General features: G+C 63.6%; 17 protein-coding genes. 11 read left to right on the top strand and 6 right to left on the bottom strand.

The window, feature by feature from the left end:
- Window positions 1-37: 37 nt before the first annotated feature.
- Together HNO79_RS08320 and HNO79_RS08315 are read left to right on the top strand one after the other, a co-directional pair.
- Window positions 38-1,312: an acyl-CoA dehydrogenase family protein gene (locus tag HNO79_RS08320; RefSeq protein WP_214165142.1), complete on the top strand. Its 1,275-nt coding sequence runs from the start codon at window positions 38-40 to the stop codon at window positions 1,310-1,312.
- A 78-nt stretch (window positions 1,313-1,390) separates the two neighbouring features.
- Entirely contained in the window at window positions 1,391-2,395 is a 1,005-nt protein-coding gene (locus tag HNO79_RS08315; protein ID WP_214165143.1) for an asparaginase, read from the top strand.
- Between the two features lie 122 nt (window positions 2,396-2,517).
- Here the strand turns inward: HNO79_RS08315 and HNO79_RS08310 are convergent, their stop codons facing one another.
- Together HNO79_RS08310 and HNO79_RS08305 are read right to left on the bottom strand one after the other, a co-directional pair.
- A complete protein-coding gene (locus tag HNO79_RS08310) occupies window positions 2,518-3,651 on the bottom strand; it encodes a hypothetical protein (RefSeq protein ID WP_214165183.1) in 1,134 nt (377 codons plus the stop codon).
- Between the two features lie 193 nt (window positions 3,652-3,844).
- The gene (locus HNO79_RS08305) at window positions 3,845-5,296 is read right to left on the bottom strand and encodes an amino acid permease (protein ID WP_048856650.1); all 1,452 of its coding nucleotides are present in this window, start codon (window positions 5,294-5,296) and stop codon (window positions 3,845-3,847) included.
- Between the two features lie 351 nt (window positions 5,297-5,647).
- On the opposite strand from HNO79_RS08305, the gene HNO79_RS08300 reads away from it, so the two are divergent.
- Window positions 5,648-6,541, top strand: a complete 894-nt coding sequence (locus HNO79_RS08300; RefSeq protein ID WP_048856651.1) for a hypothetical protein — start codon at window positions 5,648-5,650, stop codon at window positions 6,539-6,541.
- A 7-nt stretch (window positions 6,542-6,548) separates the two neighbouring features.
- Here the strand turns inward: HNO79_RS08300 and HNO79_RS08295 are convergent, their stop codons facing one another.
- The gene (locus HNO79_RS08295) at window positions 6,549-7,823 is read right to left on the bottom strand and encodes a restriction endonuclease (RefSeq protein ID WP_214165144.1); all 1,275 of its coding nucleotides are present in this window, start codon (window positions 7,821-7,823) and stop codon (window positions 6,549-6,551) included.
- A 276-nt stretch (window positions 7,824-8,099) separates the two neighbouring features.
- On the opposite strand from HNO79_RS08295, the gene HNO79_RS08290 reads away from it, so the two are divergent.
- The gene (locus tag HNO79_RS08290) at window positions 8,100-8,756 is read left to right on the top strand and encodes a histidine phosphatase family protein (RefSeq protein ID WP_214165145.1); all 657 of its coding nucleotides are present in this window, start codon (window positions 8,100-8,102) and stop codon (window positions 8,754-8,756) included.
- On the opposite strand, the gene cobS is transcribed toward HNO79_RS08290, so the two are convergent.
- The gene (cobS, locus tag HNO79_RS08285; RefSeq protein ID WP_214165146.1) at window positions 8,653-9,405 is read right to left on the bottom strand and encodes an adenosylcobinamide-GDP ribazoletransferase; all 753 of its coding nucleotides are present in this window, start codon (window positions 9,403-9,405) and stop codon (window positions 8,653-8,655) included. The two genes, HNO79_RS08290 and cobS, sit on opposite strands and share 104 nt — an antisense overlap.
- Entirely contained in the window at window positions 9,402-10,430 is a 1,029-nt protein-coding gene (gene cobT / locus HNO79_RS08280; RefSeq protein WP_214165147.1) for a nicotinate-nucleotide--dimethylbenzimidazole phosphoribosyltransferase, read from the bottom strand. The genes cobS and cobT overlap by 4 nt, the downstream gene beginning before the upstream one ends.
- Between cobT and cobU the strand changes: the two genes are divergently transcribed.
- Genes cobU through HNO79_RS08265 form a run of 3 tightly spaced genes read left to right on the top strand, consistent with a single transcriptional unit; the run spans window position 10,429 to window position 13,126 of the window.
- Window positions 10,429-11,022, top strand: coding sequence for a bifunctional adenosylcobinamide kinase/adenosylcobinamide-phosphate guanylyltransferase (gene cobU / locus HNO79_RS08275; RefSeq protein WP_214165148.1), 594 nt, complete (start codon window positions 10,429-10,431; stop codon window positions 11,020-11,022). The genes cobT and cobU overlap by 2 nt on opposite strands.
- Window positions 11,019-11,627, top strand: coding sequence for a cob(I)yrinic acid a,c-diamide adenosyltransferase (gene cobO, locus HNO79_RS08270; RefSeq protein ID WP_010513162.1), 609 nt, complete (start codon window positions 11,019-11,021; stop codon window positions 11,625-11,627). The genes cobU and cobO overlap by 4 nt, the downstream gene beginning before the upstream one ends.
- On the top strand, window positions 11,627-13,126 hold the full coding sequence (locus HNO79_RS08265; protein ID WP_214165149.1) for a cobyric acid synthase: 1,500 nt from the start codon (window positions 11,627-11,629) through the stop codon (window positions 13,124-13,126). Before cobO ends, HNO79_RS08265 begins: the two co-directional genes overlap by 1 nt.
- Before the next feature lie 94 nt (window positions 13,127-13,220).
- Here HNO79_RS08265 and cbiB read toward each other — a convergent pair whose 3' ends face one another.
- Entirely contained in the window at window positions 13,221-14,240 is a 1,020-nt protein-coding gene (gene cbiB / locus HNO79_RS08260) for an adenosylcobinamide-phosphate synthase CbiB (RefSeq protein ID WP_214165150.1), read from the bottom strand.
- Between the two features lie 415 nt (window positions 14,241-14,655).
- Between cbiB and HNO79_RS08255 the strand changes: the two genes are divergently transcribed.
- The 4 genes from HNO79_RS08255 (at window position 14,656) to HNO79_RS08240 (ending at window position 19,728) form a co-directional block, all read left to right on the top strand.
- The gene (locus HNO79_RS08255) at window positions 14,656-15,306 is read left to right on the top strand and encodes a gluconate 2-dehydrogenase subunit 3 family protein (protein ID WP_408887042.1); all 651 of its coding nucleotides are present in this window, start codon (window positions 14,656-14,658) and stop codon (window positions 15,304-15,306) included.
- Complete coding sequence (locus HNO79_RS08250) at window positions 15,303-17,090, top strand: GMC family oxidoreductase (RefSeq protein WP_010513158.1); 1,788 nt, start codon at window positions 15,303-15,305, stop codon at window positions 17,088-17,090. Before HNO79_RS08255 ends, HNO79_RS08250 begins: the two co-directional genes overlap by 4 nt.
- The gene (locus HNO79_RS08245) at window positions 17,087-18,433 is read left to right on the top strand and encodes a cytochrome c (RefSeq protein WP_214165152.1); all 1,347 of its coding nucleotides are present in this window, start codon (window positions 17,087-17,089) and stop codon (window positions 18,431-18,433) included. Before HNO79_RS08250 ends, HNO79_RS08245 begins: the two co-directional genes overlap by 4 nt.
- Window positions 18,434-18,519: 86 nt before the next feature.
- Entirely contained in the window at window positions 18,520-19,728 is a 1,209-nt protein-coding gene (locus tag HNO79_RS08240) for an L-dopachrome tautomerase-related protein (RefSeq protein WP_214165184.1), read from the top strand.
- The last annotated feature ends 33 nt before the right edge of the window (window positions 19,729-19,761 follow it).

The following is a 19,761-nucleotide window of genomic DNA, read 5'->3' as shown; positions in this document are numbered from 1 at the left end:
GCAGGGTGGTTGATGCCCTGTCCCATCACGCCTAATTATGTCTCCCATGACGGATGTACCAGTGCAGGGCAGCGTGCTGCCCCCCCTGCTGCGTGACCTGTTTCCCGCGCGGCAGGTTGACGGGGTGGTGGGAAAGGTCATGCTGCGGGTGCAGCACGTGCTTGATACCGAAATCGCCCCGGGGGCTGCAGATCGTGACCGCGCGGGGGGCTATCCCCATCAGGCCGTGGCGGCGCTGAAGTTGACCGGCATCCTTGCGCTGGCCGTGCCATGTAACTGGGGCGGGCTGGGCATGACGCAGGATCTGTCGCTGGAACTCATGCTGCGGATTGCCGTGGCTGATCCGGCGGTCGCCCAGATCTACAAGGTACATGACGATCTGGTGCGCGAGATATTTGCCTATGCGCCGTCTGATCTGCGCCGGCGTCTGGCGCATCGGATCGTGCACGATCATGCCATTCTCGGCATGGCGGTGGCGGAAAACGGGCGCACGGCGGATGGGTTCCTGCAGACGCTGGCGCGCCCCTGTCCCGATGGTACGCATGCCCTGTCCGGGTGCAAGATCTATGCCACCGGCGCATCCGGCGCGGATCTGGTGGCGGTGTCGTCGTTCGATCCCGTGCGGGCGCAGCAGGCGGGGTCCATCCGCGCGGGCGTGCGCATGGACCTTGTGCCGCATGACGCGCCCGGCCTTGTCTTTCATCATGACTGGGACCGCATGGGCCAGCGTGCGACCGATTCCGGCACCGTGACGCTGAAGGACGTGAAGGTGGAAGACCAGTGGAACGCGCTGGACCCCGACGCCGTGCTGCCCCAGCATGTGGCCCTGCGGTTTCAGTCCGGTTTCAGCGCCATCCTGACCGGTATCGGCATCGCGGCGTTGCGTGCGGTCTGTGCTTTCGTGCCCGAACGTGCCCGGCCATGGGGGGCGGCAGGCGTGGACAGTGCGGATCAGGATCCATATGTGCGTCGCCTGCTGGGTGAAATCGGGGCGGACCTGTTCGCCGCCTATTGCAGTGTGATGCAGGCAGGCATGATGCTGGACCGGTATGAAGGCGGACAGGCATCACGCAATGCAGCCGCCATGGCGGCCAGTGCGGCCCGGTCGGTTGCCACGCGCGCGGCCCTGCGGGCGGCGGCGGATGCACCGGCGGCGGCAGGTGCACGGGGTACGGCTGCGGTCAATGGGCTGGACCGGTACTGGCGTGATGCCCGGACGCTGTCGCTGCACGATCCGGTAGACTGGAAAAACGCTGAAATCGGGCGCCACCTGCTGACGGGCTGGGCACCGGAACCGGGTCTGTATCAGTAGTCCGGTCCAGGGTCGTGTTTGACAGGTTCATGCCTGCGTGATTGATCGCGGGCAGGATGCGATCAGGGGAAAAGTCAGATGAAGCGACCCGTCATTGCCATTATCTCGACCGGGGGTACCATTGCCCGGCAGTCCACGGACCCACGTGATACGGTCGATTACGCGGAAATCGGTGCAAGCATCGGTGGCCGTGACCTGCTGGCTGCGCTGCCCGCCCCCGTGCGCGCGCGTTTCGAGGTGTACGACATTCCCTTTTCCAGCTGCGACAGCGTGAAGATGACGCCTGCCCGCTGGCTGCAGCTGGCCCGTTGCATCAACGACACCATCACGACCCGGCCGGATCTGGATGGGGTTGTCATCACGCACGGGACGTCCTCGCTGGAGGAAGCGGCCTGTTTCCTTGACCTTGTGCTGGATGTGCCCTGTCCCGTGGTGGTGGTGGGCGCGCAGCGTCCCGCCAGCGCCATCAGCGCCGATGGCCCGGCCAATCTGTATGCCGCGCTGGAAGTTGCGTCATGCCCCGGGGCAGCCGGTCGCGGCGTGCTGGTGGTGGCCAATAACGAAATCCATGCGGCACAGGAGGTGACCAAGGCCTCGACCTACCAGCTGGAAACCTTCCGTTCCCCCGATTTCGGCCCGCTGGGCATGATCGAGGCCAATCGCGTGTTTTTCGGGCGTGCCACGGGGTATCGCCGCCATGTGGGCTGGCCGGGGGAAGATGACGTTCGGGATGACGGCATGCCGCGCGTGGATATCGCCTACAGCCATGCGGGCGCGGATGGCGTGGGCATTCGTGCGTTTGTGGCAGCGGGGGCACGCGGCCTCATTTCGGCGGGCATGTTGCCCGGTATGTGCACGCCTGCGGAAAATGTGGCGCTGGATGAGGCCGTGGCGAGCGGTGTCGTGGTGGTGCAGGGGAGTAGCGGATATTGCGGCGGCGTGGTGCGCCGACACGAATTACGCCAGCGCGGTATTCTGGCATCCGGTCACATGCGGCCACGGCAGGCCCGTATCCTGCTGATCCTTGCGCTGATGACCGGGAAGAACGTGGATGCCATACAGGCATTGTACGACATGCCCTGACGCACCGTTCCGGAAGCAGGACGGTTCGGATGACGCTTTGTCTGCAAAACGTCAGGGAATGTCGCGATCTGGAAAAAGGCAGTACCCCGAACGTCTGTTATCATGAACCCCGCCCTGCGGCATCAGAACACGCTGTTGAAGGCAACCTGCGGTGAAATGACCTGTCCGGTATTGTGCCCCGCGAACATTGCGGTGACACCGGCAATGACGCCAAAGCGGGGAGACCAGTTATATTCGATCGCGGGTGCTATGACCCAGTCACCCGATGCCTGCCCCAGAATGTTCTGGTATTTCCCCTGTGCGTTATACCCCCGCACCACGGACCCGTTGGCCCAGTCGCGGGCCAGATCCATGGCGATCACCCATTTCTGGTTGACGCCATATTCCAGTGAAAAGCCGCTTTCCCCATACATGCCCGGATGTGCCAGCCCGCGGAACCCGGCGGAGGTGCCATAACTGCTGACATCGGCAATATGGGCCTGCGTCAGCGCGCGGCGGAACGTTCCCCACATGCGCAGCCGCAGTTCATGGTGGCCGGGCAGGGTGTAGGTGGACTGTTCCGTAAGCGCCAGACGGAAGGTATAGGTGCCGGTGCCCACCCCGTCCTCGTCACGTCCAAGCTTTGTGTAATCACCCGACGGGAAGGCAACGCCCACGAACAGGCTGAGGGCGGGGATGTACCGCTTCGGGTCGGCATCAAGATAGCGCCACATCACATCCACCGGCAGGTCGCCCATTTTCAGCCCGCTGGTCGTGCCGCCATGTCCGCCCCTGCGCCAGCCATAGCTTATGTCCGGCGTCATCTGCAGGCTGATCGAATTGGTGATGGAATACTTGTAAAGCGTGAAATTCGATACGCTGTGCGCCTTGTCCTTCAGCGACATGCCCTGTCCCGTGCTGTCCAGGTAGCCGACAGGCTGGCTATAGGCGAAATAGGGTTCCCATGCGAACACGCCCTTTTTCGTCAGCGCACCGGATGGTGAGACCAGCGATCCGGTGTACCACTGGCTGTAATCTTCATGCAGCCCCTGCGACCCTGCCGCCGTGCCATTGCCCGTACCTGCCGCATGGGCGCAGGACAGGAACAATGAAAGCGATATCGCAACGAATAATATTGATTCCGGTTTCGGAATGTATGATGCTCGTTCGCTGGGACGACCGGCATCATGTGGTAATGCGGTTGCATTGCGGCGGGGTGCAGTGCCCGCGCGTGTGGTCGCGCGGGCATAGGTGAAGGAAACCATGGCTGTGGCTATTTCCTGATCGGGGGCGTCCCTGCACGCATGGCAGTGCGTGTCGGGTCTTATGGTATCGGGGGCAGGTATGGGATGTCTGCTACATGCACTGCAGCAGCAGGTATGGGGGTATCAGGACATCAATACAGCGCTCCTTAGCCGACAGGCCGGTTGATCTGGCGGGGGAATGGCAGTTCCCCCGCCAGTTTTTCATTCAGGGTGTGGGACATTGCGGGCGCTCCGCTGTGGCATCCGGCGTGCTGCGGGTGGTGTTCATGTATTTCCAGCCCAGCATCAGGATGATGGCGACCACTGGCATGGTGGCCAGCGTGCAGGTGCCGTTGGGATAGTCAAACAGCATGAGCACCAGTACACTGCCGAGATAGCCAAGCGTCAGCCATGACGTGAAGGGCGCACCGGGCATTTCGAAACCGGCGGATGCGATCCGCCCGCTGCGCACGGCCTGACGCAGTTTCATCTGGCTCAGCACGATGAAGGCCCATGTGCTGATAATGCCGATTGCCGCCATGTTCAGCACGATTTCAAAGACCTGGGACGGGACGATATAGTTCAGCACGACCCCCACCAGATAGACCGCGACCGTAAGCCAGATGCCGTTGGCGGGCACCGAACTTGCATTCAGGCGGGCAAGGGACTGCGGCGCCGCACCGCCCATTGCCATGGCGCGCAGCACGCGGCCGGTGGAATACAGGCCGGAATTCAGGCTGGACAGTGCGGCGGTCAGTACCACGATGTTCATGATCGTATCGACACCGGGTACGCCCAGTGCCTCGAAAAACGTCACGAACGGACTTGTGCCCCCATGATAGGCGGTCCAGGGCAGCAGGTTGACCAGCAGTATGACCGACAGGACATAGAACAGGCCGATGCGCCAGATGACGCTGTTGATGCTGCGTGGCAGCACCGTGCGCACATCCGCGCATTCGCCCGCCGCCGTCCCGATCAGTTCAATGCCGGAATAGGCGAATACCACCCCCTGCACCAGCAGCAGGCTGGCGACCAGCCCATGGGGGAATATGCCGCCATTATCGGCGATCAGGTGAAGCCCCGTCGCGTGGCCGTCCACCGGCATGCGCACGCCCAGAATGATACTGCCGATGATCAGGAACAGGCACAGCGCCACGATCTTGATCAGGGAGAACCAGAACTCGATCTCTCCGAACCACCGGACGCCCACCATGTTCAGCGTGGTGACGATGCACAGCGCCATAAGGGCGAAGGCCCATTGTGGCACGGCCGCGAACGTGCCCCAGAAATGCATGTACATCGCCACGGCCGTGATATCGACAATTCCGGTCATGGCCCAGTTCATGAAGGACAGCCACCCTGCGATGAAGGCCGCTTTTTCCCCAAGGAATTCCCGCGCGTACGAAACAAAGCTGCCGCAGGTGGGGCGGTGCATCACCAGTTCGCCCAGTGCGCGCATGATCAGGAACGAAAAGATGCCGCACACCAGGTAGACCAGCGCAAGCGATGGACCTGCCGCCTGAAGGCGTGACCCAGCGCCAAGGAAAAGACCCGTTCCGATCGCGCCGCCCACGGCAATCATCTGGATCTGGCGTGCGCCCAGTCCCTTGTGATAGCCGTCATCATCTTCGGGCAGGATGGGGGTGCTGTCTTCCAGCGCGGGATCCGGTCTGATCATACTCTGGTCTCCGCCACGGCGGGCGCGGGAGGAAGGAGGGAGAAGGGCGCTATCCACGCAGGGGTGAAAAAGTTGTACAAAAAATATGCAGTCCTGTTTTCTGTTGTCCCCGGACATGCCGTAACTGGTGGAAATACGGCCTCCCTTCCGGGAAAAGCATGGAACGGCGCAGAAACAGAAAGAAATATCATTCAGCATCAACTGGTTGTTCTGGAGCGAACATTGTCAGACGAAATAACCACTGACAAGTATGGATGCCTCAATAAAAGCATTATGATTAAAAATTAAACATATTTTCTAAAACTTCAGCAGTAAATGCACAATAATTGTTCAGTTAAGGGGGCGTCTCATATGCCTAAAAAGGAATCTGCACGGTCCGGGTTATGCCTTCCTGTCATCAGTGCGGCCTGTGTGGTTGCCTGTTTGGCAACAGCACCCGCCCATGCTGACAACGAGCGTTTTGAAGGCAGTGACCTGACCCGGGACGCACCGCAGTATTTCGTACTGCGCCCGCAGGACAGCCAGACCGCCAGTACGCTGGGGGAACTGCGCCTGTCGGAAAGCGGGATCGATTTCACCAATGGCGAACTGCTTGAGGTCTCGCTGGAACAAGGCAGCGACAGCCACCTGATATACAGGGTGGAACCCGGGCAGAACCCGGTCCTGCCGTCGGGGCGGCGGCTGTGTCCGCCCCCGCTCAATCCGATCTACCTTGATTTCGCCAGCCAGCAGGATGGGGCGGACGGTTATCGCATGACACTGTATTGCGGCTCGCGTTCGGTGCCGTTCCGTGCGATCTCGCCCGATCGTGCCGCCGCGGTGTTCAGTTACCGCCGTGCGGCGGACGCATTATGGGCACATAGCGCGACCGAAGGAGGGTATCTGCATGGGGCGGTAGCGCAGTACTGTGCCGTGCATCACGACAGCGCGGGTGTGAATGCCTGTACCACGCGGGAAGAGGCCGCGTACGCCACCATCATGGGCCGCCGGATCGCGCCGCCGGTTCTGAAACAGTGCGCGGCGTATGTAACGGGCCTGCATGACCATGCGGGATATGTCAGTTTTGTCGGGCTGCTGAATTGCACGCGCGTGCGCGACAGTCGGGCGCTGTTCGATTACTGCAGCCAGCGCATTACCGGGCAGAAGCGTGAGGACGATACCCGTTTCCTTGATGGCAACCCGGCCCAGGCGCAGGGCGTGGCCCTGTGTTTCAACGCACTTGCCGCCCATCAGGCGCGTGACTAGGGGCGCGTCATGCCACGTCGGGCACTTCTATGCCTGATACGAATTTGAAAATGTCTTCATGGTGCAGCAGGAATATCCGATGCTTCTTGCCCAGCATCAGGGCTTCCTGCGTGTAGGGCGCATTGGATACGATTGCGCCCACGCTGGCCTTGCAGTCGGTTTTTTCCTTTATGCCCTGCAAGATCACGTCATCATGAACCGGTTTGCGGTCCATCCAGCAATGGACCAGCATTTTCAGGTTGTTGCGGTTGCACTGGATGACGGAGCCAAGGCCCGTGGCGACGGGAGGGTGGATTTCCCACCCGGCCTTTTCAATCCATTGTGAACAGAAGGCGGCGTATTCCGCCTGATTCATGTCCTGATGATACGTGCTGGGCGGGATGGCGGTGGCTGGCGGCTTGTTTGCCGTGCGGGCGGCCATGGCGGTGATATGCCCGTACACGGTTTTGTGGATGTCGGGCCACAGGGTGTTATATCCATGGCGCGTCAGTGTGGGCAGGATGGTGCCGTGGGCAAAGCGGTCCAGATACGTCCCCCACGAGGTATGGGATGCAGAACCGGGGCGGGTGTCGTGCGCGTTCTGGTACCACCGGCCCAGCATGGGGGAATGCCGCTGCGCCAGTTCCACGCAGATGTTGATCGCCTTGCGTCGTCGCGCCATGCGCCACGTCGCGCGCAGGACCAGCACCATGACCCATCCCGTTCCGCAGACCAGCATGAGGGTCAGGATAAGCGACCCCAGCTTCTGGAAGCCGCGCGTCATGAAAAAGATGTCGGTCGGTCGCGGGGTTTCCGCAGGCTGCACGATTACCGGCGGCGTGGCTGGCGGGCTGTCTTCCGCTTCGGTGTGCTGCGGGCCGGTGGGGGTATCGGCCATGGGGGCCACGGGCGCGGGTGGCGCGATCGGGGTGCGGGGTGGCGTGCGGTCCTCGGATGCTACTGCGACGGTGGGACCGGGCGCGATCGGGGCGATTTCACCCGTCATGAAATATAGCGGCGGCAGGCCCGGCACCGGCGGCACGCGCCGCATCAGTGGCAGCCCGTTGCGGTTGGCTATTTTTTCCCAACGGATGTCCGGCGTGACGTTGTGGCAGTCGCCCTGCCGCATCAGTGTCCTGCGCCATGCGGGTGACTGCTGCGTGGAAATGGTCCGGTCGGACAGGGTACGCAAAATGGCATCATCCCCACACGCCAGCGTGGGATGGACAGCACTGAACAGGCCTGCGGCGCTCGCGCTTGCTGGCAGGCACAGAAGCAGGCAGGCGCTTGCCCATATCCGCATGATGCTCGTTATCCTTCCGGTCTGGGGAACGGGAATGTACAGACCCGGGGTGTCAGCAAATTGGAATGTGTAAATGTACAATTGTCGATATGCAGAATACATGCCTTTTTGTAAACAGGCTTTATTTGGTCCTGTTTGTCGGTATTGATGGCGCCCCGACATCATGGGGCAAAAAAGTGGCATGTCCTTATCGGGGGGCTGCCCCCTTATCCAACTTATGGCGATGTTCATGAACTTCGCGGATGTTCAGTAGGACAGATTGGAAGGCTGGACCGGATGACAGACCGTTTTGCAATTGTGCTGGCGCGCCATCCCGCCGTTATGGGGGCGGAAGGCCTGTGTTACGGCCAACGGGACGTTGCTCTGGCGGATGGGTGGGAACGCATGGCCGATGGCCTGCGCACCGTCATGCAGGGGGTGGGGTGCCGGATTCTGTTCTCGTCTCCCGCCCGTCGGTGCCAGATGGTGGCGGAACGGGTGGCGCGGTTCATGAACCTGGACCTGAAGGTGGATTCACGTCTGCGTGAAATCAGTTTCGGGGAGTGGGAAGGCCGACCGTGGAGTCACATTTCGCGCGCGGCACTGGATGCATGGGCGGCCGACGTGGCGGGCTTTGCCCCGCCTGGTGGCGAAAGCGGCAGCGACCTGCGTGCCCGTGTCCGGCATTTCTGGACCGAAATGCAGCAGTATGGGCAGTCCTGCGCCGTCGTGACACATGGCGGCCCGCTCCGCCTCATGCACGGGATGGTCCACGGTATGCCCGGCAGCCTGCTGGCGCCGTCGCCGCCCATGGGGTCGGTGCGCGTGATCGAACAGGGACAGCCTGGATTCAGGTCAGAGCAGCCAGAACAGCACATTCCGTCACAACTGCCGTTGCACCAAGAACGTCTCCGGTTTGGCCGCCAATCTGCTGTCGCGCGAACCGGCACATGACGGCCGCTGCCATGACCGACACGCCACAGGCAAGGGCCGCACGCGGCAGGGGCAGCAGCACGACGGCGCTTCCGGCCGCCAGGGCCATGCAGGCCGCCAGCGCGTAACCCGGCAGGCGCGTCATGGAACTGGCCAGCCCGTCGGTGCGCGCGGGCGGCAGGCGCCACAGCACCACCGTCATGGCCGCACGCGCCAGCGCACCCGCCACGGGCATGACGGTCATGGCCATATGCCCCGGCATGGCCGCCAGCGCCGTCACCCGTACCAGCAGCGCGATCACCACCGCCATGACGCCATAACTGCCTACACGGCTGTCGCGCATGATCTCCAGTTTGCGGGCCTTGTCCCGTCCCCCTCCGCAGCCATCGGCCATGTCCGCCAGCCCGTCTTCATGCAGCCCGCCGCAGGCCAGCAGCAACATGCCGGTACTCCATCCCGCAGCCGGCAATGCGGCGATGCCAAGCCACCGCAGCCCGGCATAAAGCAGTCCGGCACCAGCCCCCAGGCCACCGCCGATCAGGGGCCAGCACCATATGCTGCGCGTCATGGAGTAAGGCAGGCCGTCACGCGCCAGCCACCCTACCGGCAGGCGGGTCAGCAGCCCCAGCCCGCAGACAAGGTCGGCACGCAGATGGCCCATGGTGCTCATTCCTTTTCGCTGACCCGGGCCTGCGCGAAGGTCGCCATGCCGCACAGGCAGGCAATGGCGGAGCGGACAAGGGGAATGGCCAGCCCCGCGCCGGACCCTTCACCCAGCCGCAGCCCAAGGTCCAGCAGTGGCGACAGCCCCAGCGCCACTGCCAGATGGGCATGCCCACCTTCGGCCGAACAGTGGGACAGTCGGGTATGCGCCAGCCCGCTGGGGTGCAGCAGCGCCAGCGGGGCCGCCGCTGCCGTGCAGATGAACCCGTCCAGCAGCACGGGAATGTTCCTGTACCGCGCGGCGATGACCGCCCCCATGATCGCCGCCAGTTCATGTCCGCCAAGATGGCGCAGTATGGCCAGTGGATCGGACAGGTGGCCGTCGTGGCAGGCAAGCGCGCGGTCGATCACTGCGGCCTTGTGCCGTACCCCCGCGTCATCCAGTCCGGTGCCACGCCCGGCCCATTTCGCGCCGCCGCCCCCGAACAGGGCGGCACACACGGCAGAGGCGGCGGTTGAATTGCCAATCCCCATCTCACCAAGACACAGCAGGTCCGTATCCGTCCGCACGGCCTGCATGCCGGTGGTCAGCGCGCGCAGGAATGTCGGCTCATCCATGGCCGGGGTACGGGTCATGTCGGCGGTGGGGCGCAGGGCCTCGACGTCCACCACATGCAGGCGTGCGGCGCTGATGCGGGCGATCTGGTTTATGGCCGCGCCGCCATTGCGGAAATTCTCGAGCATCTGGCGCGTGACATCGACGGGCCATGGTGTCACACCCTGCGCGGTGACGCCGTGATTGCCCGCAAAAACAATGATATCCACCCGTTCGGCGCGGGGGCGGTCGGTATGCTGCCACCGTCCGGCCCAGCGGGCCAGTTCCTCCAGCCGCCCCAGACTGCCGGGTGGTTTGGTCAGCTGGCTGTCATGGTCGGCAATGGCGGCATCCGCCGTCATGTCGGGCGGGGGAAGATCACGGCACAACTGGCGTAGCGCGGCCATGTCGCGTGGGAAGGAAAGACGGGATGGCATGCGCAGCGTTGTGTGGTCTTATGCGCCCGGATGCAAGATGGCGGAGGATAAAATGAAGGCGGCGGGCCAACAGGATACGATGTCCGGCATGCAGGGCTGCATTTTCGTGCTGGGGGGCGCGCGGTCGGGCAAGAGCCGCTTTGCCGAAGGCCTGTTCCCCCAATGGCCCGCGCCATGGACCTATCTTGCCACCTGCCGGCCCCATGATGGGGAAATGACGCAGCGCGTGGCCCATCACCGTGCCCGGCGGGGGGCGGGATGGCATACGGTGGAAGAACCGCTGGACCTGCCGGCCGCCCTTGACGGGGCGGGGACATCGCCCGTCCTGGTGGACTGCCTGACGCTGTGGCTGACCAACCTCATGCTGGGCGAACACGATATTGCGGGCGCCACGCAGGCGCTGCTGGCAGCCCTTGGCCGCCGCGCGGGCCCGACCGTGCTGGTGTCGAACGAGGTCGGGCAGGGGATCGTGCCCGATAATGCACTGGCGCGCCGCTTCCGTGATGAGGCAGGCTGGCTGCACCAGTCCGTGGCGCGGGATGTCGCGCGTGTTGTTTTTGTGGTGGCTGGCCTGCCGATGGAGATGAAATGACCCTTACCCCCGAAGAAATCCGCCACCGTGAAAAAATGGCCAAACGCAAGCAGGTGCAGGACAGGGAAGTCAGCAGCAAATCCATCGAGAAGGGCCTGCTGGCGGTCCATACTGGCGCCGGCAAGGGCAAGTCCACCGCTGCCTTTGGCATGGCGCTGCGCACGCTGGCCCATGGCGGGCGCATCGTGGTGATCCAGTTTATCAAGGGGGCGTGGAACACGGGGGAACGCAAGGCGCTGGAACGCTTTGGCGATCAGGTGGAATGGCATGCGCTGGGCGAAGGCTTTACATGGAATACACAGGACCGCACCCGTGATATCGCCAACTGCCGCGCGGCATGGGATCAGGCGCGTGCCGCGCTGAAGCGCGTGGACGTGGCGATGGTGATCCTGGACGAACTCAATATCGCGCTGCGCTACGACTACCTGCCGGTTGATGATGTGCTGGCCGATATCGCGGCCCGTCCCGCCATGCAGCATGTCGTCGTGACGGGACGCAACGCCCGTCCCGCCATGATCGAGGCCGCCGATCTCGTGACCGAGATGACGCAGGTCGCCCATCATTTCAAAAAGGGCGTGAAGGCGCAGGCGGGGATCGAATTCTGATGGCGGCCCGCGCGCTCATGTTCCAGGGCACGGGGTCCAGCGTGGGCAAGTCGGTGCTGGTGGCGGGAATCGCCCGCGCCCTGACGCGCCGTGGCCTGCGCGTACGCCCGTTCAAGCCGCAGAACATGTCCAACAACGCGGCGGTAACGGCGGATGGTGGCGAAATCGGGCGTGCGCAGGCGCTGCAGGCCCGTGCCTGCGGGGCGGCGCTATCGGTGGACATGAACCCCGTGCTGCTCAAGCCACAGGGTATGACCGGATCGCAGCTGGTGGTGCGCGGGCGCATGCGCGGGCAGGTGCGGGCAAAGGATTTCCAGTCCTTCAAGCGCGGCCTGATGCCCGAGGTGCTGGACAGTTTCCACGCCCTTGCCGATCAGGCGGACATCGTGCTGGTCGAAGGTGCCGGGTCAGCGTCCGAGGTCAATCTGCGGGCCGATGACATTGCCAACATGGGGTTTGCGCAGGCAGCGGATGTCAATGTCGTGCTGGTGGGCGATATCGACCGTGGCGGTGTGATCGCCAGCCTTGTGGGCACGCAGGCGGTGGTGGCGGATGCGGACGCGCGGCGCATAAAGGGGTTTATCGTCAACCGCATGCGGGGCGATCCGTCCCTGTTTGATGCGGGCATGGCGGCAATCGCGCGTATGACCGGCTGGCGGCCCGTGGGGCTGGTGCCCTTCCTTGACCGCGTGCGTGACCTGCCGGCGGAAGATGCCGCCGACCTGCACCCCGGCAGCCAGACCGGGACACAGGGGCTGCGCATTGCGGTGCCCTGCCTGCCCATGATCGCCAATTTTGATGATCTGGACCCGCTTGCATCGGAAGACGGGGTCTGCCTGACCATGGTGCCGCGCGGGCAGGTCCTGCCGCCATGCGACCTTGTGATCCTGCCCGGTGCGAAGGCGACCATCACCGACCTTGCGGTGCTGCGTGACGAGGGGTGGGATATCGACATCCATGCCCATGTCCGTCGTGGTGGCCATGTCTTGGGCATATGCGGCGGCTACCAGATGCTGGGACGCAGCATTGCCGACCCGATGGGAATCGAGGGGGCGGCCTGCACGGTGGACGGCCTTGGCCTGCTGGATGTTGCCACCGTGCTGGAAGGCAGCAAGCGGCTGGAGGAGGTAACGGGTCGTCTGCTGCCCGAAGGCGTGGGCCTGCGCGGATACGAAATGCATATCGGCCGGACTGCCGGTCCCGATAATGACGCCCGCCCCCTGACTGATCTGGGCGGGCGGTATGATGGCGCGGTCAGCCCGTCGGGCCGGGTGTGGGGCACCTATGTCCACGGGCTGCTGGCTGATGGCGGGACGCGGGCGGCAGTGCTGGCGCGGCTTGGGGCACGCTCACACGGGCATAACCATGACGCGACGGTGGATGCAGCGCTCGATGCGCTGGCCGATCATCTGGAAACGCATCTGGATATCGACAGTCTGCTGGAACTGGCCCGTCCCGTCAGCAGGCAGCGCGAGATTGATGCGACGTTGTCCCGCTAGAATAAGAAAGTGTCCGGATGTCGCTTTCCGGCGGGCGGCCGGCATTTTCCCGAAGTGTCGTGAAAAAAGCTTCACCAGAAACGGTCTTCTGTTTTCAGGGTGTCCTGTGAACAGTCCGTAGCTTGCGGGTCAGCATGCCTGCAGCCAGGCATCCCGCCAGCGTCTGGATCAGACAGGCGCGACGGTACAGCGCCAGGGCGCGATACAGGTCTTCAGGTCGCAGGTCGGACCGGCCATCGCCCACCCACGGTTCCGCCACGCTGACACCATCATAGGATCGTGGGCCGGACAGACGTATGCCCAGCGCACCCGCCATGGCGGCCTCGGGCCAGCCCGCGTTGGGGGATCGGTGCTGGCGGGCGTCGCGCAGCACGATACGCAGGGCGGCACGCGCGCCCATGCCCCGCATGGTCAGGGCGGCAAGGATAATCCATAGCGCGGACAGGCGGGACGCAGGCAGATTGACCAGATCATCCAGTTTTGCCGCGACATAGCCAAAGGCTTCATGCCGGGGCGTGCGATGGCCGATCATGCTGTCTGCCGTGTTGACCGATTTATAGAAAACGGCCCCCGGCAGGCCACCTGCCGCCATCCACAGCAGCGGGGCGACAATGCCATCGGAAAAATTTTCGGCCAGTGTCTCGGTCGCGGCCCTCAGCACGGCGGCTTCATCCAACAGTTCTGGATCACGACCGACAATATGGGAGACCGCACGCCGGGCGGCGGGCAGGCTGTCCTGTGAGGCGACCGCCACGGCCTTGACATGGTCGTGCAGGGAACGCTGGGCGACAAGGGAACTGGCCAGCACCGCCGTCAGTGGCAGCGCCAGCCATCGGGGCAGGATACGGCGGATGGTGCGATTCACCAGCACTGCTGCTGCCGTCGGCACCGAAACAATCACCATGGCTGCCAGGCAGCCATGGGCCCTGCGCCGTGCCGGGGTGGCATCTTTAGTATTGAGCCGCCTGTCCAGCGTGCCGATCAGCCCCCCGATCCACATGACCGGATGCCCGATCCGGCGCACAAGAGCCTGTGGGTAGCCCACGGCCATGTCCGTAACCGATGCGATGCAGGCGGTGCCAAGGCTTCCGGGCATGAAAAGGCGAATACGCATGCCGGGGGGATAGGGTGCGTCCCGTGACCGGTCAAGGGTGCGACCGCGATGGGGGCATGTTCCAGAATAACCTTCTGAATAAACAGGGCGGAAGTTTCCGGGTGGCCCCTTGGTTGCCAGCATGGTGGCGTTTCCGGACGCCTTGAGAAACAGGCCAAACCAGAAACCTGTCCATTATCCGCAACATGTTGAAACGATCTGTCGAAAAAGGGGCTGGCTCTGGAAAAGTTTATCTATAGGCCGTTTTTTCATGATCATATTTTCTTGCATTAATAAAAATGTCGAAAAAATGGTCTAGGCATTTATCCGGACCTCACGGATATAGTGAGCGTTCGGATCAGGAATGACATGGCATAGCGGGTAGGCATTTTTGGGTATTGGTGGTTTACGGTTCATTTCGTCGCGGCGGCAGTTCATGCGGGGACTGGCGGGAATTGCCGCATGTGGTACATCCCTTGCATCCCACCCGGCGCGATCGCGTCCGCCTGCGCCCTATGTCCCGCGTTTTTTCACGTCCGCCGAATGGGCGTTCCTGATCGCCGCGTGTGACCGCCTGATCCCGGCCGATGAAAACGGTCCCGGCGCGCGGGCGCTGGACGTGCCCCGCTTCATCGACATGCAGATGGACACCCCCTACGCCTTCGGGGCGCAATGGTACATGCACGCCCCGTTCGTGCAGGGGCCGGATAATCTTGGCTACCAGCTGCCCTATGCCCCGCGTGATCTGTACCGGCGCGGTATCGCAGGCATGAATGCACACGCCGCCACCCGTCACGGCAGGCCGTTTGCCGACCTTGCGCCCGCGTTGCAGGACGACCTGCTGCGTGGGGCCGAGAACAACAGGCTGGTTTTTGGCGATATTCCATCCAGTGTGTTTTTTGACCAGTTGCTGGCCAATGTAATGGAAGGGGCGTTTTCGGACCCCGTGCATGGCGGCAATACCGGCCTTGGTGGCTGGACCATGCTGGGTTTTCCCGGTGCGCGGGCGGATTTCATGGACTGGGTGGACCGTTACGGCGCGCATTACCCACTGGGCAGCGTGTCCATATCGGGGGAAACGGCATGAGCGACGATGCACGCAGGCTGAAGCCGGTTGACGTGGTGATCGTCGGCGGCGGCTGGGCCGGGTCGATCATGGCCAAGGAAATGACGGAAGCCGGACGCTCGGTTGTCATGCTGGAGCGTGGCCCCGACCGCAGCACCGCGTCGGAGGGGGCCTATCCCGCGTCGATTGACGAGCTGGAGGCCAATTTCCGCTATAAACTGTTCCAGGACCTGTCGAAGAACACCGTCACCATCCGCAATAACAGCCAGCAGACGGCGCTGCCCTATCGTCGCATGGCGGCCTTCCTGCCCGGTGAGGGCGTGGGCGGCGCGGGCCTGCACTGGTCGGGCGTGCATTTCCGCATCCCGCCCGATGACCTGCGGATGCGTTCGCGCGTGATCGAGAAATATGGCGCCGGCTTCATCCCCGAAGGCATGAACCTTCAGGATTACGGCGTCACGTATGAGGAACTGGAACCCTTTTTCGACAAGGCCGAAAAGGTATTCGGCACGTCGGGCGAACCCTACATGATAAACGGGAAGGTGGTGGGGAAGGGGAATGTGTTCTCTCCCTCGCGTTCCGACCATTTCCCGCTGCCCGCGCTGAAGGATGTCTATACCGCCCATCTGTTCCGCAAGGCGGCGGAAGAAGCGGGATTCCACCCCTATTCCCTTCCGGCGGCCAATGCGTCGCGCCAGTACGTCAATCCCTATGGCGCGCAGATGGGACCATGTAATTTCTGCGGGTATTGCAGCGGATATGCCTGTTACATGTATTCCAAGGCATCCCCCAACGTGAACATCCTGCCGGTGCTGCGGCAGCACCCGCTGTTTGACCTGCGCGCAGGCTGCCATGTGCTGAAGGTCGAACTGGATGCGGATGGCAGGCGCGCGACCGGGGTGACCTATACCGACCCCGACGGGAAAGTGGTGACCCAGCCTGCCGAAATGGTCATCCTGACCGCGTTCCAGTTCCATAATGTCAGGCTCATGCTGCTGTCGGGCATTGGCAGACCGTATGACCCCGTGCGCAACGAAGGGGTGGTGGGCCGTAATTTCGTTTACCAGAACGTGACGACCAGCACTGTCTGGCTCGACCGGGGTGTCGAGACGAACCAGTATATCGGTGCAGGTGGCGGCGGCGTCGCGTTTGATGATTTCAATAGCGAAAACTTCGACCACGGCCCGCTGGGGTTCGTGGGCGGATCGCCGGTATGGGTGAACCAGGCGGGGGTGCGCGCCATTGCCGCCGCCCATTCCGGCGGACCGCCGGGCACGCCGCGTTGGGGCAGTGCGTGGAAGGCGGGCATGATCGATACATACCGCCATTCCCTGCGCATTGACGCCCATGGGTCGAACATGGCGTACCGCGATGTGTATCTCGACCTGGACCCGACATGGAAGGACGCGTACGGACAGCCGCTGCTGCGCATGACGTTTGACTGGAAAGACAACGACATCCGCATGAACCGCTACGTGGTGGACAGGATTGGCGATGTGGCAAAGGCCATGGGTGCGCGCCGCGTCAACCTGACAAAGCGCGAATTCGGCAGGCCGTTCGATACCCGGCAGTACCAGACCACCCATCTGGGTGGTGGCGCGGTCATGGGTAGTGATCCCGGTACCAGTGCGCTCAACCGTTACCTGCAGTCGTGGGACGTGCATAATGTATTCGTTATCGGGGCCAATGCCTTCCCGCAGGGAACGGGATACAACCCGACCGGCATGGTCGCCGCACTGGCGTACTGGGCGGCCCACCACATCCGCACGACCTATCTTGCCAGTCCCGGACCGCTGGCGGGATGAGGGGCGTGGCGAAGGGAACGTGGCGTGCCCTGCTGGCAGCCGTGCTGGCGGTGGCGACAATCGGGACTGGGTCCGCACGGGCGCAGGATGATGCGCAGCACGATGCGGTGGTGGCGCGCGGCGCCTACATGGCCGTCGCTTCCGATTGTGCCGCCTGCCATACGGCATCCGGCGGCGCGCCGTTTGCCGGCGGGCTGGCCTTCAACCTGCCGACCGGCACGCTGTATGCCCCCAACATCACTCCCGACCGGCAGACCGGCATCGGCCAGTATTCCGAAGCCGAGTTCCGTCGGGCCCTGCGCCAGGGCATCCGCCGTGACGGGGCGACGCTGTATCCGGCCATGCCCTATCCATCCTATGCGCGCCTGACGGATGAGGACGTGCATGCGCTGTATGTCTATTTCATGGATGGCGTGAAGCCCGTTGCCCACAGGGTGGTGCAGGATGGCATGTCATGGCCGATGTCCATGCGCTGGCCGCTTGCCATCTGGCGCACCCTGTATGCCCCCGACCCGAAGGACGTGCGGCGCGACATGGACCGCCGCACCTTTGCCGACCCGCTGGTGGCCCGTGGCAGCTATCTGGTCGAAGGGCCGGGTCATTGCGGTGCCTGTCACACGCCCCGCGCCCTGACCATGCAGGAAAAGGCCCTGACGGCGGCGGACGGGCCATTGTACCTGTCGGGCGGGGATGCGGTGGATGGCTGGCGTCCGGTCAGCCTGCGTGGCGAAAACCGCACCGGGCTGGGGCGGTGGAACGAACATGACATCGTGCGTTTCCTGGCCACCGGGCGCATGCCGCTAGGTGCGGCCTTTGGCGGCATGACGGATGCCATCGGCCATGGCACGCAGCACATGACGGATGAGGACCGGCTGGCGATCGCGCGTTACCTCAAAACCCTGTCCCCCACGGCAACCCAGGTTGCGCAGGGCTGGACCTATGATCCCACGGCAACCGATGCCCTGCGCGCCGGGAACGTGTCCGCCCGTGGCGCGCGGTCCTATGTCGATCGCTGCGCCGCCTGTCACCGTACCGATGGCCATGGCTATCCCACCACTTTCCCGCCACTGGCGGGCAACCCGGTGGTCATGGACCCCAGGCCGGATTCCCTGATCCGTATCGTGCTGGAGGGGAATGTCCTGCGCGCAACGCGTCAGGCGCCTTCGGCCTTTGTCATGCCCGGTTTCGCGGCAAGCATGGACGACGCGGCCGTGGCGGATACCGTCACCTTCATCCGCGCGGCATGGGGAAATGACGCATCCGCCGTAACGACTGCGGATGTGGGACGGATACGGCGCACGCTGTCGCCCGAACACCCACCCATATCCCTGCCCATGAACTGATTGTGAAGTCCGGGTCAGGGCGGGGCCGATTGCCCTTGCCACCCGGACTTGCATGAATGGCGGAACAGCCAGCGTCAGGGGAGACGATGACCATGTCCATGCACAGGCGTGACCTGTTCCGTGCCATCCTGCCACTGACCATTGGCATCGGCGGCGTCGCCCGTGCGGCAGAGCCGGCGCATGAGGCCACCAACCGCGACCATGGCGTGGCGTCGTCCGGTCCGTTTGAAATCGTTGCCCGGTTTGACGGGCCCGGCCCGTCGGGCATCGCCGTGACCCATGGGCGCATATTTGTCGGGTTTCCCCGGCATGCGGTCAATCACCGCGGGGCGACCCTTGCGGAACTGAAGGGCGGCCGGCTGTATCCCTATCCCGATGCGGCGCACAGCATGCCGTCCGACCAGCCGCCGGCCACCCGGCTCATGTCGATACATGGCATGACCACGGATGCGCGGGGACGGTTATGGGCCATTGATGACGGCAAGCTGGCGGGACAGCCACTTGTGCCGGGGGCGGCGAAGGTGATCGGCATCGACCCCGAAACGGACCGGATTTTCGCCAGCATCCTCCTGCGTGCGCCGACCCTGCTGCCGGATAGTCACATGAACGACCTGCGGGTGGACCTGACGCATGGGGCGCAGGGTACGGTGTACGTGACCGATTCCTCCTTCGGCCTGTCGCCCGCCCTTGTGGTGGTGGATATTGCAACAGGTCGGCAGCGCCGGGTGCTGGCGGATCATCCCTCCATCCAGGCGCAGCGCCCCTTCATGGCGGTGGTGGAGGGGCGGCCACTGGTGTTCGATCCCCCGCTGCACCCACCCGGCTTTGTCTGGGGTGGGGTGGACGGCATTACCCTGTCGCCTGACAGCAGCACGCTGTACTACAGCCCCCTGACCAGCAGGCGGCTGTACAGCATTCCCACCAGCCTTCTGGCCGATTTTTCCAGAACCGATGCGCAGCTTGCCGCCGGGATACGCGACCTGGGGGAAAAGGGCGTGGCCGATGGTCTGGCGAATGATGCGAAGGGACGCATCTACACCACCAATTTCGAACACGACGCCATCTTCCGCCGCAATGTGGACGGGACATTCGACACCATGGTGCATGACCCGCGAATCCTGTCCCCCGACGGGATATTCGTTGATGGCGATACGGTGTACTGCACGCTGGGGCAATGGAATCGGCTGGGTGGGCTGAATGGCGGGCATGACCTGCGGGCGCCGCCCTATTACCTGATCCGCTTTCCCACCGATGCACCGGCGGCTGTTGACGCGACAAAGCCCGCGCATGGTTAGTTGCCCCTTTCCCCCGGCGCTGAATTGCGGCAA

Source organism: Komagataeibacter oboediens (assembly GCF_018491655.1).
GTDB lineage: Bacteria > Pseudomonadota > Alphaproteobacteria > Acetobacterales > Acetobacteraceae > Komagataeibacter > Komagataeibacter oboediens.
Note: the sequence above shows the minus strand (reverse complement) of the source record. Positions and strands in the feature narration are given on the sequence as shown.